This window comes from Spiroplasma endosymbiont of Zeiraphera isertana (genome assembly GCF_964030805.1).
GTDB lineage: Bacteria > Bacillota_I > Bacilli_A > Mycoplasmatales > VBWQ01 > Spiroplasma_E.
On the sequence record NZ_OZ034965.1, the window covers coordinates 1,479,542 to 1,497,363 of the forward strand.

Sequence of the window (17,822 nt, forward strand, 5' to 3'; positions counted from 1 at the left end):
TCAAATAAAGTATACATATTTGACTATTAATTTGGTAAATTTAAATATTTAAATTTACCAAACATTCTTTAGTGAACTTTATTTTATTCATCAGATTTTAATAATTCAATTAAATTCATTTTATTTAATTCATGATTATTGATAATAAATGTTGATATATATATACCACCAATTATGGTAAAACTTACTGGTAATATTCATCATGTTATTGTAAATGGTAAAGCCACACCAACAAAACTAGTAAGAACAGAAATTAAACCATAAATAGCAAGGAAACCTAGGGCAAATCCTACAATATAACCAAGTAATGCTCAAGGTGTAAAAATACCTAAAGTAAAAGAATTAATTTCTCAATTAGTATATCCTTCTGCTTTCATATGAGCCATAAAACGACGAAATTGATCGGTAAATAAATCAGTAATCATAATAACAATTAATATTGAACAAATAATCGTTGTCACAATAAATAAAGCACTAGCACTGAAAGCAATATCTGACATTTTAGTAAGCATTGCTTGTTGTCTTGATAATAAATAATTTTTTTTGACCATTGGTATATTTTGATTACCACTTAAACTAGTGGTTGCATAAATAGTATAATCATCTAAATTTGATTTAAAACTCATTCTTCCAATTAAATCAAAAACATTAGCATTAGCACTTAACTTACCATTAAATCATTGAAATACATCCGTTCCTGAATAATAAGGATTATCATCAATATAACTATAACCCATAATTTCATTAGCTCATTTTTGATCAACATAGGCTTTAGGAGTATCATAAGAATCTTGAATTCCCACAACTTGATATGTATGAAGTGGATTATCATTACCCGTAATATTTTTTCATCATGTTGGCATGTTATTTTTAATATCTGCTTGTAAACTATCAGCATTAATATTATTTTCTTTAGTTAAAATATTATTATTAACCATTCCCATAAATCATTCTGCTGGACGGTTTAATAAAATACTTAATGGATCTTTAGGATCAAATCCATTATATGGCTTTACCAAATCATATGAAAAAGGTCTAATTCATTCACCTGTTGAATCAGAAATACGTGATAAATCAAAATCAATAGTTTTAGCATTATCAGCTGTTGGAATTTTACCACTTTTAGTACTATCACTAATATCAGAAGGCAATTTTAATCAAATATCATTAACATTATTTCAAGTACTAGGTTCATTATTTATAATTGGTTGTCCTTTTTCATCATACATACCATTATACTTAGTGCCGTGGATATCACTATATTCTTTACTATTATCAGATAATTTTATTTTTTGATCACCACGATAATTTCATTTTGTTCCACTTTTTGATCAGATGCCACCATTTGTAGTATAAGAATCTGTTGGTGGTGTTTCACCGTAATATCAATTTTCTTTTGGTAAAGGAATACTTTTACCATCAATATTTTTATAACATAGAGTATTAACTTGTGGTACACCACTAAATTGTGAACCAACATCTAATCCAAATTTAGATTGAAAAGCACGATTGATAACCATTGGAATAGCATTAGCATTAGCATTATATTTTAAAGCTTTAACTTCATCATTTTTTAATACCAACATCGCAGTATTGCGATTAATACCAATAACATCCATTAGTTCTTTTTTAGCAATTTTTGTACTTTCATCAACACCAACTTTAAACTGTGTTACTAATTCTTCATCTGGTCCATTAATATCACCATTATTAGTAGTTTTTGGATTAAAAGCAATAGTATTATGACCAATACTAAAATAATCATAAGGATCTTCTTTAATATTAGGTCTTGGCAAACTATCAATACTCTGACGAACAAAGCCTGGTAATACTTGCTTTAAAATTTCTTTAATTGCCTCTGGACCAGGTGGCACTCCAGGATTGGGAACTTGCAAAATATTAGGTAATTGGCCACTTGCAAAATTAACAATATTATATGAAAATATTTTTGATGGTGTATTATCTTCTTTACTTAAATCAGTTATTAACTGATTACTAAAGGCTTTGCCACCTAATCAACTATATGATCAAACTAAATCATTAAGATCTAATGTCCCTGTTGGTTGTTCTTGATAATAAGAGGACATTTTTTTTATAAACTCTGCTCTTTCAGATTCAGGAAAAGATGAATCAAAAGTAAAAATATCAGCAAAATTATTAGTTAATTTTTCTTTTTTAAACAATAATGGATTATATCATCCAACACGTGCCTTTTTCTCATCATAAACAATTTTATCTTCAGGTCAAGGCATAGAACCATAAGTTGGATAATATTTCTCACCGCTTGGTCGATTAAAAAAATCTCATGAATATAATCCATATTTACTCATTGGCATATTCGGCATTGGTGTTTGATACTCATAATAATTTTTATATGTTTGAGTTTTGAAATAATTAACTTTTAAACTATTAATAGTGGCAGGAACTAGTGTTGTTGCTACAATTGAAAGTGAAGCTAAAGTAATAACTCCCGAAGTAACTAAAATTTTTTTTCAACTAGTTTTTGATAACGATAATAAAAAACGAAGACGAAAATTATTTTGTAAAAACTTGCTAGCTCTACTTTTAGGAACACCTAAAGCTAAATCACTATCTTTTTTAATTAAAAATAAAGGATCACGTTTTAAAAGACGAAAGGCAGTTAATAAAGCAACAATTGTAATAAAACCAATAATTAAAACAATTGAAATAAATAACGGAACAACATCAAAGTTAAAAACATTATATGGTAAAACAAATAAAGTATTAAAAATCTCAGTTAAATATACCTGAATTACAATACCAACAATTCAGCCAATTGGAATTGCAATTAATAGTGTTAATAATGGATATGCCAAATAAGAAATCGTAATTTGTCATGTTTTATAACCTATTGATTTTAAAATACCCATTGAAACTTTTCCATGTTGGATTGCTTTTTTAACAATTAAAGTAGTAATAAAAATAACAACCGTTAGTAAAAATAATACTCCTGCTATTGCTGCAAATAAAAATCCAATTATTGCTGAATTAAATATCTTTTCTTTACTATTATAAAGCGAAAACTGACTATTACTACTTGTAACTACAGGATTTGGATTAATAATGTATGTAGAAGAAGATTGTGGTGTTGGAACTGTATTACCATATTTCTCAACTAAATACTTATTATAATCATATTGATTTAAATCACTAACACCATTATCACTAAATATTGTTTTTTGAAAAAAATCATTAAATAAATCAACATCAAATTCATGAATACTATTTTTAGGAACATTATTTCATTTTGTAAAATACATTAAAGTATTATCAGTTTTATCTGCTGTCTTATATCAATTTCCATCATTTCATGCTGAAGGTGTAACATAAGCAATAAATTCAGTTCTTGTATTGGGAATTGGATCTAAGTCACTAATCGTTGGATAAATATCATAAGCATCACCACCAATACCACTAACAATAAAGTCAGTACCATTAATATTAATATGATCGCCTGGTTTATACGCTTTATTACTTTTATTTTTTCTTGCATATTGTGGCGTAATAACTATTTCATTTTTACTTGTTGGCGCAACACCTTCAAATACTTTTAGATTAGTATGATTTAAAGCATTAGGTAAACCAATATCAATAATTTTAGTATTAATTTGAGTATTATTAATTACTCCAGCACTGGCAGTAAATTGATTACGAACATATAAATCACGCATTTGTAATGCTGCAACCGCACGAATTAAATATGAAGAAAAAGCGTCTCTTTCAGTGCCATCACTAATCATATTATAGTTAAAAGGTGAATGATAACCAATAGAAGTATTAGTAAAATTAGTATAAATGTTACTATCTGATTCTGTTGCAGAAAAATTACGATAAATTCTCATTCATTGACCATTCATACCATACTCATTATCTAATCTTGGATCAATTTCAGTTTCCTTAACTACTTTAATAAAAAGTTCATTTCTTTCTGTTTGATCTTGTAAATTAACACTATCAGGAATAGTAGCATCATTAGAAGAAGATCTAAAATTTATTTTATTTTCTAAAATTCAAGTGGTAACTTTATCATTATCAGTCTCCTTTAATATCGGTTCTGTTGAATGTTTTGTAATCCATTCCTTAATAAAAGTATTAATAGATTGAAGAATATTGGGTGCTGTTTTTTTAAAAAAAACATCACGATATAAATCATCTGCTGCTGTTTTAAAATGGTTTTTTAAATTCTCATTAGCAGCATTTTTTGACTTTAATAATAATTGACCATAGATGCTTGCTTTAACATTATTATTATTCAAATTAAAAATTAAAGGATTATCTGGGGTTGTTCATCTTATATCATTAAACCCAGTAATATTACCTGTATTATCACGATTATAATCAATAGTTAAGTTATCTTTAGTGATTGGTAGGATTTCTTGATCTGTGCCTATTTTTGTATCATCAAAATAAAGCGCTTTAGTACTTTTACTATCAGTTCCATTTTGAACATAAAATCGACCTAACTTTAAACTAAAAGCTTGATTAGCAATTTGTTTAATACCTTGCGACACTGGTGAATAAGGTAAAACAGCATCAAACTTAAGATCATTTAATCCTAATTGATTGCTTCCTTCAATCATTCTAACGTACGAAATTCAACTTCCAGTAACCAACGAAGTTGCAAAAACAGTAAGTAATAATAAAATAACTAATTGTAATTTACTTTTTCATGTAGCAACTAAAGTCTGCTTTAATAGTAACGCATTCTTAAATAAACTTTTTTTTGCTTTCTTATTAGTAGACACCATTTTTTTATCATTCGCTTTTTCGCGTTTATTTAACCTTGCCATTACAGTTCTCCCTAATTCCTGAAATTAAAATTTTGCATTTAATTTTAATTATTAAGTTCACATATGGATTAATAATATCACACTTATACAAAATTAATATATAGGATAATTTTAAAATAAATAATAGATAGTTTTTATAATGTTTAATTTTTCTCTGTTTGATATATTACCATATTTAAATTGTTTATTTAAATAAATTTTAAAATTAAAATAACTAATGATACAATTTGTAAGAAATGAATTTAATTATTTTCAGATTTAAATGTATTAAATTTTAGTAAAATAAAATTGACAAAAATAACACTTTATTTAAGGAGAACTGCTATGAAAAAAGTATTTACCAAGTTAGGAATTATCTTAATAGCAAGTGCCACTATTTTACCTCTATCAGCTTGTACCTTTAATTTTTATGTTAACCGTGTAACTAATAGTATCGCTAAAAGTTTTGCTGACCAAACTTCTGCTTTAATTAAAAGTATGGTTATGTCAAAAGAGTTAGGTGCTGATACTAGTAGTACTAATGATGATATTATGGGAAAAATTAAAAATAATAGTATTAATAATTTAACTAAAAATACTAGTTTAGATAATTGAGGTGATTTACAAACACGTTGAGGGGAAAATGGAAAAATTGATGTAAATAATTTTGATCCTGATATTTTTTTTAAAGCTTCTGGAACAGGTGCATTAACTAAAACCATCAATAGTAAAAAACAAGTTAATGATATTTTTTCATCACTTGATTATATTAGAACTATATCAATTATGGCTAACCCACAATTAGAAAATATAGTTGTAGGTGCTGGTATGGACCCCATTTCTAGTTTTTTAAAATCATTACAAGGTGACTTAAGCACTTTACCAGCTGAATTACAATTAGTTGCCAATTTAATTAATAACTATGGTTCTAATTTTTTAAATCCGCTAACTAGAATATTTGGTAATTTAGTCAATGGCAGTTGATCTGATCAACAAACTTCGACACCCACTGATGAAGAAACATTAACTAAGTTTATGAATAATTGAAAAGATGATAGTGGTCAACCTTATAGCGCTTGAAATGATGATGGAGAATGAAAAATAAGTCCAAGTTTTGGTCAATTTCCTGGTCATAAAGTTGAAAATTGAAAATCAAAACAAGATTATGATTTATATCATGGTGGCACTTTAATTAATTACTTGTTTTGAAAAATGAGTGAAGACAATAAAATTTTTGGTAAAGATGGTAAAACTCCAAGCTATTTAGGTAATATTCTTTCAGAATATATAACTGTTAATGGTATAAATCCACCGGATGTTCAATTTGATGATAAAGGTTTTTTTGCTGATATTGAAAAATACTTTCCCTATCTTTTAACTAACTCACTTTATATCTTAACAATTATTGAAGCAATTATTCCGGTTATTAAAAAATGAATATTAGATATGCCCGATATTACTGAAGGTGTTAAAAATTTAACAATTGGTAATGGTTATCCATCAAAGCCAAGTGCTGGTAGCTATAATTTACTTGATATTATCAATACTATAAAATCTTTAATTAGCCAACCAGAAAAATTAAAACAAATACTTCTAACCGTATTTGGTAAAACTACAGCAGAAACTCGTGGTTTCGATACATTTCTTTATGATGTTAAACTTAATTTAAAAGTTAAAATTGGTCCTTTAGCTATATCAGCAAATTTAACCTTAGGCGGGCTTATTGGTGATAGTAAATATGATCCTAGTCCATTAATTGATACCATTATCAAAGCAATTAATACAGATAGTGTTAAAAACATTATTACTGGTATTACTGATCTAATTACCAAAATTTCAGAACAATATCCAGGTAATGAAGGTATTAATATTGATTTACAAGATTTAGAGAATTTTTTATTTAATAATACTACTGGTCTCTTAATAATTTTTAAAAATGATACTATTGTTACTCTAAAAAACATAATTAATAAAAGTGATGTAACAGCAACCGATGTCGAAGAATTATATAAATCATTAGGTGGACACATTAATAAACATGATCCAGAATATCCAACTTTTAATCAAGGTTCAATACTGGATATTTTACAAAAAACTATGCTTGAACCACACAGTCAACTAAATAATATCTTAAATTTATTACTTGGTACTAATGATGAAAGTCATAAATTAGGAATTAAAAATATTATTACTACTAATAATAATCAATGAATTAAAGATAACTATGAAGTTTATTTTGATGCTGATAACACAACCGGCATTAATAAAAAAATAGGTAATACTTCTAATATTACTATGACTAAAACTACCATCAATAATATTGAAACAATTAATTTAAAATATTATTTTACATATAAAATTAAAAACACTACATATCATTTTATTATCACTGCTATTGATATTGAAAATTTAATTGATTTTCAAGGTATACGTACTTTTAAATTTAAAAGTATTACTTTAGTAAAATAAAAAACTAATTTTAATAATATTATTTACTAGATATTTAATAAAAAATAATAGTTATCATAATAATAATTATTTTTAACTATAAAATATATGACTATATACTATACAATTTTAATTTTAATGCTATACTTAATTAAGTGCTTATTAATCTCATTATATCAGATATTATTATCAGATTTATCAATTAGGCGCCAGAAAGAAGAGGCATTGTTAATGGAAAACAATCAAACAATCGAAGCATTATTAGAAGAAATTAAAGTTTTAAAAGAAACAGTAATTACTATTAATGCAAGTTTAACAACACTTGTAAAAATCACAGAAGAACGTGAAAAACGTTTTGCTGAACGTGGAGCAAGAACACAAGGGGATAGAAATTATTCTGATCGTGGAAACTTTAGACCACGTTCAGAACGTGGTGATTCTAGTTGAGGAAACAGTGGTGGATTTAGCAGACGAGACCGTGACGACCGTAATCGTAAAGGATAATTTAAACAAATAAAAAAACTTATAACTAAATCTTAGTTATAAGTTTTTTTATTTGTTTAAATGTATAAATTAAATATTAAAAATAACTATTTTAATTTCACTAATTTGTTAATTTTTCAAAATCTAAAACACCATCAACTCAACTATTATTAAAATTAGTATCATGAGTTGTCAATAATACAGTGCCTTCAAATTCTTGCAATGCTTTTAATAAAGACTCTTTAGCTAAAACATCAATATGATTAGTTGGTTCATCTAAAATTAATAAGTTGTAAGGTTTTAATGCCAATGCTGCTAATCTAACCTTAGTTTGTTCACCACCAGAAAGTAAGTTCATTGGTTTCATTACTAAATTACTACGCAAGCCAAAACTTGCTAAAATTCTTCTAATCTCAACATCATTTAATTTAATATCTAACTCTTTTAAATAATTAAATGGAGTAGTACTAGTCATTACTTCAGTCTGATGAAAATATGCTACTTGCATTCGATCATCTAAATTAATATTTCCAGCAAGTGCTGGAATATTACCGGCTAATGTTTGCAAGAAAGTAGTTTTACCAATTCCATTATACCCTTTAACAACTCACTTACTACCAGTCTTAATAACAAAAGTAAGTGGCTTAATTAATGGTTTATGATAACCTATTTCAAGGTTTTTAGCTTGCACAGCAATTGAACTCGTTGTTTTATAATACTTAAAATAAAACTTTGGAGGAGACTAGATTTGCTGTTTTTCTAAAACATTAATTTTAGATAATTGTTTTCTTCTTGATTCAGCACTTTTAGCAGTTGAAGCACGTGCTGCATTTTTACTAATATAAGTTTCTAATTTTTCAATTAATTTCTTTTGATTTGAATATGCTGATTCATATTGACGATGATGTAAACTTTTTTTTCTAAAAAACTTTCAAAATTACCAACATAACGAGTAATCATATAATTATCAATATCGAAAATAATATTACATGTTGTATTAATAAAATTACGATCATGTGACACCAATAAAAATGCACTAGGGTAATTTTGTAAAAACTTAGCTAATCAATTAATTTGTTCAATATCCAAAAAATTAGTTGGTTCATCAAGTAATAAAAAATCATCTTCATTTAATAATAATTTTGCTAATAACACTTTTGCTCTTTGACCACCACTTAAACTACCTACAGTTTGTTCTAAAAGCTGTAAATTAATACCCAATCCATCAACTAAAAGACCAATTTTTTTACTAATAGTATCAAATCCTTGGTGTGTCAATTCATCTTGAATTTTTATTGCTTTCGTTAATAACTCTTCACTATAATTATTAGCCATTTCTGCATATAAGTTTTCCATTTGTTGTTCACGTTCAAAAAGTTTTTGATAACTTTCACGCAAATATTGTAAAACTGTTAATTCTAAATTAACCTCTTGATGTTGATCCAAATAGCCAATTTTAATTTTAGGATGAATATTTAAATTAATATGATCTGCAGATACTGTTCCATTAATAATATTTAATAATGTTGTTTTACCAACACCATTCATACCAATTAATGCCACATGTTCACCTTTATTAATTTGTAAAGTGGCGTTTTTATATAAAACTTTTCCACCATTAGCATGTGTTAAATTCTCAATTGTGACAATACTCATCTTATACCTCATTAATATTTTTTTAATTACTTAGTAATAATAACATGAATATTAGCCATAAAATAAGAGAAAAGAGAAAATAGTATTAATTTTATAGATTAAAATTTTATTATTATCAACAAAATTGTTAACTTATTAATTATGTTGAAATAAACATTTTACTTTATTTCACAAGTATTAGCTAAAATTGGAATATTATTAATACTCTTTGCATCAAATTTTTCTTTTAATTTTCAAAAAAACTCTTGATGAAATAAAAAAAATCATCAACCTGGCCTAAAATTTGATTTTATTTAATTTTTGGATTTATTTTTTTTACAAACTGAAATATAATGCTTCAGATTTTGCATAAGGTGATATTTTATAATGTTGGTATTTAAATTTTCATAAATTGAGGTAATTTTGAATATTGGTAAATCCAATGCCATGATAATGAGTAATAAATTCTTTTAAACTTGATTGTATTTTACTGATATTACTTAAATTTTTATAATTTAATTCTTTATTTTCTTTTGATTTAAATTTCTTGAGAGTACATTTTGTTTGTTTAGCTACTGTATCATATAGTATTTGCATATCACAAACTATAATTGATTTTTCTTCGATAAGCTTAGATGTTAAATTTTCTTGTACTCATTTTTTTGTTAATCTTTTAGTATTTGTTGTTTGAGCATAAATATTTTTATTTTCATCAATTGCCATTTCAATACAACAGTTTAAATCTTTAGCATTTTCTTCAATTCATTTTTTTCTTGGATCATCTGGATTTTTGAAATTTCCTTTATGAATTTCTTTGATAAAAGTTTCATCAATTTCAATTCTACCTTTTAATTTTGTGAATGGTTTTTGTGTTTTTGCTAATTGTGATGATTTCATAAATTTTTGACGATTAAATCATGCTGATGTTTTTGAAATTTTAGCAAATTGAGAAATAGTATAAGCAGATTGACCTAACAATGACAATCAAATTATTCAATATCATTGTTCATGAGATAAATGACTTCAATGTAAAAAATGATTTCTTAAAGCATCAAAGCTACTTTTACAATCTTTGCATAAATATTTTTGCTTATTATTCTTAAAACCATTTTTTACACATCAATAAGATTTACAATTTGGACATTGAATTCCTTTTTCTTTAAATTTTTTATCAATTGCATCTAATTTTTCTTTTTTCTCAATTTGTTTAATTCTATTTTTAAAATGTCTAATAATTTTTATAAATTCTTCATCTTTTTTGTTTTTTAAAACATCAATTAATTCATTATTAGTCACAAAAAATCACCCCTGATATAAAAATATTACTTTTAATTTAAAATTAAAAGTAATATCAAGATTTTTTGTGAAAATTAAAAAATTTTTCTTGAGTTTTATTAGATAATTTTCTATTTTTAATTATATTAATATTTTGTTCAAAACTTGGTCTAATTTCATCAAAAGGTATGTTTTTTTGAGAACTTAAATAGTTTTTTTAAAACTCTAGAATTGATATTATGAAAATCTATTTCTTTTAAGTCCTCCATTTCTAGTTTTTTTGCTTTTTTTAATTCCACCAAGTTTCACATTTTTTTTAATAAAGGTTTAATTCCATATTCTTTTAGTATCTGAACACCTAATACTGCTACAATTGCTAAAACTACACATCAACCTATAGGCAAAGCAGTAAGTGTTGCTATTCCTAAAGCCGCAGGAGTTCATCAACAAAGCGCCATTGCAAAAGAAATTTTAAGTGCAAGAACAGAAATAATTCCTGAAACAACACCAAAAATATACGTTTCAAAGGCAAAAATAAAAAATTTTCCAACTCACCTACCTAATCGTTTACCTAAATTATTTTTACTTTCTTTAATCTTTTCATCATTATTATTGACACCATTAATATTTTCTTTATTTTTAAAATCTAAAATAGATTTTTTTCTAATAACTACTTGCTTATCATTTTCATTTTTTATGAATTGACTTTCTTCTAAAAATTCTTTTTTACAAAAATAAACTCTATATTATTCTATTATTTTTTGTTCAACATCAGTTTCTTTATTATTAATATATACTATCTTTTCTCATATCTCATCATTACTAAAATAAATTCTAGTCACAATGCAAGAACCATTATCTTTATCTTTTATTTTCTCAAAAAAATATTCATAAATTATAATATCCTTATTAATTTCTGTTTTATATACAAAATCATTTTCTGATTTTAGTTTATATGTTATTAATTCTCTCTGTATTTTCTCTTTATTTTGATGTAAAGGTTCATCTCTAGTAATTAATGCACCTTGTTTTACAATATTACTTAGGGCTTTTTATAATATCGGTTTCATTTTTTTCTTCTTATTTGATTAAAAAATAAAAAACCCATTTACTTTAAAATAATAAAGTAATAGGTTTAAATAAAAACTCATATACAGACCAAATATCTTGTTATATTTTATATTATTTTTAAAACAAATTTATTTTTTCAAACTAGATCCCGCTTTGTTTTGATTTTGTTGTTTTTTTTCTTCTTCTTCTTTTTCTCTTTTTCATCTTTCTCTAGTTTCATTCACATCATTAATTTCCCATTTAGCAACTTTGCTTAAATCTGTTGGGCCATTAGTTTATGTTTTTCATGGGTTTGGCATTTTTTAATTTTCTCCTTACTTCAATTTGAATATTTTTTCTCAATTTTAAATATTAAATATTCGACATCATTATATATCTTTTTTATTTTTTTTAAATAATTTTTTACAAATTTTTATAACTAAAATTAAAACTATAAGACTATAAGTTTAACCACATATTTTTGTTTTATTACTTTTATTAGTGCTTAAAAATTTCATAATATGTAAAAATTTTTACTAACAATAAACACTCTATTAATGCACTAATATTTTTTATAAAACTAAGATAAGTAGGGTAAAATTATTGCAATTTTTCCAAAAATATTTATTAAAAAAATAAAAAACTTATATAGAGTATGAATATATTTTTTTAAAAAAAATGAAAATATAAATTATTTCTAAAAATAATAACAAATTTCCTTGCAATTTAAATATTATTTGTTATTATTCTTATAAGGATTTAGATAGCCTAGGTCCTTTAAAATTAAGGTAATATGTCAAAACATTATTCAATTATAATATTTTTAAATATAAAAAATTTAAAATTAATCTAAAACCCCTAATTTAAACTCTATAACCCCAATAACCTTAAGTTTTATTTATAAATAACCCCCCCTTTTTTTTTATAAATGACATATTACCTTAGCAATAATTCTTGTGTAGACAAGAGCTTTTCAGCTCTTGTTTTTTATATATAAAAAAGAAAAAATGAATTTAAAAATTAAAAATTGAATGTTATAATAAAAGTTAATGATTTATTTATAAATATCCTTAATATTTAAATAATTAAGTTACAAAACTCTAATTACCATAAATATAATAATTCTCTTAAAATTAACCCTAAAACCTTATATTTATAATGTTTTCTACACAATTAAATCTGTAACTTAATTATTGTTCGATATCAAGAAAAAAATCTTGTTTTTTTTATATGCTAATTTTTTAATTTTATATGAAGTTATACTTACTTATTGTTATAATAGTTTTATGAAATTAGGTGAATAAATGAAAAAAGCATTAATTATTGATGGTAACAATTTATTATTTAAAGCATATTATGCTACTGCATACCAAGGAGTTAATCTACATTCGCTACAGGGTATTCCAACTAATGCCGTCTATGCTTTTATTAGAATGTTGACTAAGTACTTAAAATCTAACAACTATGCTAGTGTTTTTGTTGCATTTGATGCTGGTCGTAAAACATTTCGTCATGAAACTTTAGCAACATATAAAGGAAAAAGAAGTGAAACTCCGGTTGAGTTAATTGAACAATTTAATTTAGTTAAAATTTTTTTAGACTTAGCACAAATTCCTTGGGGACAAATAAATAATTATGAAGCTGATGATATTATTGGCAGCATTGTTAAAAATAAAATTGCTAGTAATTATCAAATTGATATTATGAGTAGTGATAAAGATTTATTACAACTATTAGATAACAATATTAAAATTCTTAATCCACAAAAAGGGATGAGTGATTTAAAGGTTATTACTATTTCTACATTTCAATCAGAATATGAATTATTACCTTATCAAGTTACCGATTTAAAGGGATTAATGGGTGATAGTTCTGATAATTTACCCGGCATTAAAGGAATTGGTCAAAAAACCGCTATTAGTTTATTAAAAGAATATGACACATTAGAAAACATTATTGAAAATGTAGAACAATTAAAACCAAATGTTAGTAAACTAATTAAACTTAACTTTAATAATGGTATTATTTGTAAACAACTAGCACAACTTAATTTAAATACACCAATTACTGGTAATTTAGAAACGTTTAATTATAATGTTGAAAATTTAAATAATGAAAAGTTACAAGACTTTTACAAACAATATAATATGAACTCTTTATTAACACAAGACACTAATCCTAAAACTAATAAAAATAGTACATCTCACGTTCAAATTATAAATAAATGAAATCAAGAATGAAATTGTGATTCAAATTACTTATGATTAGAAATTTTTGGTGATAATTATAATCGTGATAATATTATTGGTTTTGGTATTAAAAATGAACAAGGAACATTTTATATTAATAAAATTAATGCAATTAATTGTCCTAATTTTCAACATTTCTTACAAAATAAAAAACTACAAAAAATAACTTGAGATTTAAAAAAGGTTATTATCGCAGGACTACGTTTAAAATTGATAATAAATAATATTATTTTTGACCATATGTTAGCTGCTTACCTTCTTTATGCTAATGAAAAAATATTACCAGAAAACATTGCTGTTATGCTCAATGTCAATGTTAAAGATAATTTAAGCGCTGATGATTTCTATGGCAAAGGTATTAAAAAAAATATTCCCAATGATGAAAAAGAAATAGCTATTTTTTTAGAAAAAAAATTAAATTTTTTAACAGATTCTCATCTCATTCTTATAAAAAAATTAAAAGATACTAATAACTGAAATTTATATCAAGAGATTGAACTACCTGCTGCTTTTGTATTAGTAAATATGGAGTGTAATGGTGTTAACATTGATCAAAAAAAATTAAAACTACTAACTGATAAAACTTTACTAAAAATCCAAGATTTAGAATTACAAATTAAAAAAGAAAGTAATAGTAATTTAAATCCAAATTCACCAAAACAAATTAGTGAATACTTATTTAAAGAATTAAAATTACCTAATTATAAAAAAGGTAGTACTGTTTTTGAAGTTTTAATTAGTTTAAAAAATCAACATCCAATCATCGATATTCTTTTAGAATATCGTAAATTACAAAAATTATATTCCACTTACTTACTTGGTTTACAAAAATATATTTTTGATGATGGTAAAATTCATAGCATTTATAATCAAGTACAAACCAGTACTGGCAGGTTATCTTCATTAGATCCTAATATGCAAAATATTAGTATTCGCGATAAAGAACAAAGAGAAGTTCGCAAAATCTTTATTCCAAGCAAACCACATACTAAAATACTATCCTGTGATTATTCGCAAATTGAATTAAGAATATTAGCTCATATTAGTGAAGATGAAAATTTAATTAAAGCTTTTCAACAAAAGCATGATATTCATCGCGAAACTGCAAGTAAGATATTAAATATACCTTTAGCAGAAGTTACTAACGAACAAAGACAAAATGCAAAAGCTATTAATTTTGGCATTGTTTATGGCATTTCTAGTTTTGGTTTATCACAACAAATAGGAATTAAAGTTGAAGATGCTAAAATATTTATTAATAAATATTTTTCGGTTTTTCCAAAAATTAAAAGTTATATTAATAATATAATTGATTTTTGTGAAAAAAATGGATACGTTCAAACAATTTTTAATCGTAGAAGAGAAGTAATGGAAATTACAAATAAAAATAAGGTGATTCAAAATTTTGGTAAACGAATAGCAATGAACATGCCAATTCAAGGTAGTGCTGCTGATATTTTAAAATTAGCAATGAATAAAATTTATGAAGAAATAAAAAAACAAAATATTGATGCAATATTAATTGCACAAATTCATGATGAATTAATTTTTGAAGTTGAAGATAATAAAGTTAATGATGTTATTACTAAAATTACTAAAATTATGTCTAATGTTACTAAATTAAAAGTTCCCTTATTAATTAATACTAGTATTGGTGATAACTGATTTGAATTAAAATAAATTTTTAAAAATTTATTAATATTTAAAATAAATTAGTTTATTATATTTTATTGGAAGGAAAATAAAAATGCCAGAATTACCCGAAGTTGAAACTGTTCGCAAAACTTTACAACCACTTTTAACTAATCATAAAATTATTGGTGTTAGAATTCTTTTAAATAAAATTATCAAAACACCAAGTATTGAACAATTCACAAAACAAATTATTGGACAAACAATAAATGATGTTCAAAGAGTTGGTAAATTATTAATATTTATATTAGATGATTATGTATTATTAAGTCATTTACGAATGGAAGGAAAATATTATTTTCAACAAAATAATCAATCAATAAATTGAAAACATGTCTTATTAATATTAGAATTAGACAATAAATACGAATTAAGATATCATGACACAAGACAGTTTGGAACCTTTCATTTGCAAACTAAAAATGAATATCAAAACATAAAACCTTATATTAATATTGGTCCAGAACCTTTTAATAAAAATGTTACTGCTGAATATTTAAAAAATAAATGAAAAAATAAAAGTCAAAGTATTAAAGCAACATTATTAGAACAAAATGTTATGAGTGGTTTAGGAAATATTTATGCAGATGAAGTATTATTTTATGCTAGTATTCATCCGCAAAGTATTACTAAAAATTTAACACTTAAACAATTACAAGAAATCATTAATAAAGCAAGATTTGTGCTTGATAAATCAATAAAACTTGGTGGATCAACAATTAGTAGTTATACTTCAAGCCTTGGTGTAACAGGTTACTATCAACAAGAATTACAAGTTCATACTAGAGCAAAAATGCCTTGTTTTAAATGCCATACTATTATCAAAAAAATAAAAATAAACCTTCGCGGAACTTACTTTTGTAATCACTGTCAAATTAAATATTAACTGTGGAAAACTCAAAAGTATTTATTAATAAAGAATATTTTTAATAAAAAAAAGTGGAATAAATGTGGATAAGTATGTGTTTTAATCATTTCACTTTATTTATATTCTTTATGTGCATATAATTATCATACCATGAAAGAAATGGATAGTAAAAAGAAAGTTAGGGAATGAATATGAACAGAACAATAAATGATATTGATATTTTTAAGTTGAACCAATCAGAATATATTAGTAACGAAGATTACCAAATTTTATTTATGTTATATCAACCAATAATTGGTATTGAAGCAATAAATTTATATTTAACTTTAGTTCAAGAAAAGTTATTAACAAAACGTATTAATCTTGATTTCAATCATGGACGAATTAAATCTTTATTAAAAATAACTTCCACTCAATTACTTGTTGCTTTCCAACAACTTGAATCTGTTAACCTTATTAATACTTACTACTATTCTTTAAAATCTACTTACATTTATCAATTGTGTTCTCCCTTATCTGCTGATGATTTTTTTGCTAATACCCATTTAAACTCAGAACTACTTAAACAATTAGGAACTTTAAATTACGAAAGACAAAAATTTTATTTTTTGAAAAATGATATTGAAATTACAGAAAATTATGTTAATATTACTCAACAGGAAAATACTATCCCTCAATCTTTAAAATTAAAAACAGCACTTAATAATATTTATGCTAAACAAGAACAAACATCAATTTCTAGACCAATTTATTCATTTCAAAATAAAAACCAAATTAACACTATGAAAGTTAATTTAAATTCTAATGGTAATACAATTATATCTAAAGATAATTCTGATGTTATTAATACCACATTAAATTTAATGCAACAAAAATTACCTGAAGAATATTTAAAAAATTTAACTGGTAAAATACCAACTGATAAATTAAAAACAACATTAGAAATATTAACTAATAACTTTCAATTAAATAATGCTGTAATTAACTGCTTAATTGAATATGTTTGATTTAAAAATAATAAACGTTTAGAACCAAACTATATTATTAAAATTGCTGAAACCTTTCAAGAAAATAAAATTAATAGTATTGATGATGCTTTATCTCATTTAAAACTTGCTTATGCTCGTAGCAAAAAAAATCCACAGCAACAATTTCAACAAGAATCATTATGATCTACTACAGAACAATCAACAACAAATAATTTCAATAAAAAATTAATTAAAAAATATAAGGTTGATAATATTAAAAAAGATATAAAATTAACTCAAGAAGAAATAAATAATATTTTAAAGGAATTTGATGCCCATTAATTTAATTATTAAAAAACATTAT

General features: G+C 24.3%; 11 protein-coding genes. 6 read left to right on the plus strand and 5 right to left on the minus strand.

What is annotated here, in order from left to right; all coding sequences use genetic code 4:
• Positions 1-83 precede the first annotated feature (83 nt).
• The gene (locus AAHM78_RS10500) at positions 84-4,811 is read right to left on the minus strand and encodes an ABC transporter permease (protein ID WP_342253122.1); all 4,728 of its coding nucleotides are present in this window, start codon (positions 4,809-4,811) and stop codon (positions 84-86) included.
• A gap of 324 nt (positions 4,812-5,135) precedes the next feature.
• Between AAHM78_RS10500 and AAHM78_RS10505 the strand changes: the two genes are divergently transcribed.
• Both AAHM78_RS10505 and AAHM78_RS10510 read left to right on the plus strand, forming a co-directional pair.
• Entirely contained in the window at positions 5,136-7,259 is a 2,124-nt protein-coding gene (locus tag AAHM78_RS10505; RefSeq protein ID WP_342253123.1) for a hypothetical protein, read from the plus strand.
• Between the two features lie 210 nt (positions 7,260-7,469).
• Complete coding sequence (locus tag AAHM78_RS10510) at positions 7,470-7,742, plus strand: hypothetical protein (protein WP_342253124.1); 273 nt, start codon at positions 7,470-7,472, stop codon at positions 7,740-7,742.
• Positions 7,743-7,842: 100 nt separating this feature from the next.
• Here the strand turns inward: AAHM78_RS10510 and AAHM78_RS10515 are convergent, their stop codons facing one another.
• The 4 genes from AAHM78_RS10515 to AAHM78_RS10530 form a co-directional block, all read right to left on the minus strand.
• The gene (locus AAHM78_RS10515; protein WP_342253125.1) at positions 7,843-8,412 is read right to left on the minus strand and encodes an ATP-binding cassette domain-containing protein; all 570 of its coding nucleotides are present in this window, start codon (positions 8,410-8,412) and stop codon (positions 7,843-7,845) included.
• Between the two features lie 51 nt (positions 8,413-8,463).
• Positions 8,464-8,631: a hypothetical protein gene (locus AAHM78_RS10520; protein ID WP_342255142.1), complete on the minus strand. Its 168-nt coding sequence runs from the start codon at positions 8,629-8,631 to the stop codon at positions 8,464-8,466.
• On the minus strand, positions 8,583-9,377 hold the full coding sequence (locus AAHM78_RS10525) for an ATP-binding cassette domain-containing protein (RefSeq protein WP_342253126.1): 795 nt from the start codon (positions 9,375-9,377) through the stop codon (positions 8,583-8,585). Before AAHM78_RS10525 ends, AAHM78_RS10520 begins: the two co-directional genes overlap by 49 nt.
• 315 nt (positions 9,378-9,692) lie before the next feature.
• Complete coding sequence (locus AAHM78_RS10530) at positions 9,693-10,652, minus strand: IS1595 family transposase (RefSeq protein ID WP_342253127.1); 960 nt, start codon at positions 10,650-10,652, stop codon at positions 9,693-9,695.
• Between the two features lie 210 nt (positions 10,653-10,862).
• On the opposite strand from AAHM78_RS10530, the gene AAHM78_RS10535 reads away from it, so the two are divergent.
• The 4 genes from AAHM78_RS10535 to AAHM78_RS10550 all read left to right on the plus strand — a co-directional run bounded on the left by AAHM78_RS10535 (position 10,863) and on the right by AAHM78_RS10550 (position 17,800).
• Entirely contained in the window at positions 10,863-11,369 is a 507-nt protein-coding gene (locus AAHM78_RS10535) for a hypothetical protein (RefSeq protein ID WP_342253128.1), read from the plus strand.
• A gap of 1,616 nt (positions 11,370-12,985) precedes the next feature.
• The gene (gene polA / locus AAHM78_RS10540) at positions 12,986-15,610 is read left to right on the plus strand and encodes a DNA polymerase I (RefSeq protein WP_342253129.1); all 2,625 of its coding nucleotides are present in this window, start codon (positions 12,986-12,988) and stop codon (positions 15,608-15,610) included.
• A gap of 67 nt (positions 15,611-15,677) precedes the next feature.
• Positions 15,678-16,508, plus strand: coding sequence for a DNA-formamidopyrimidine glycosylase (mutM, locus tag AAHM78_RS10545; RefSeq protein WP_252319020.1), 831 nt, complete (start codon positions 15,678-15,680; stop codon positions 16,506-16,508).
• A 167-nt stretch (positions 16,509-16,675) separates the two neighbouring features.
• The gene (locus tag AAHM78_RS10550) at positions 16,676-17,800 is read left to right on the plus strand and encodes a DnaD domain protein (RefSeq protein WP_342253130.1); all 1,125 of its coding nucleotides are present in this window, start codon (positions 16,676-16,678) and stop codon (positions 17,798-17,800) included.
• Positions 17,801-17,822: the final 22 nt, after the last annotated feature.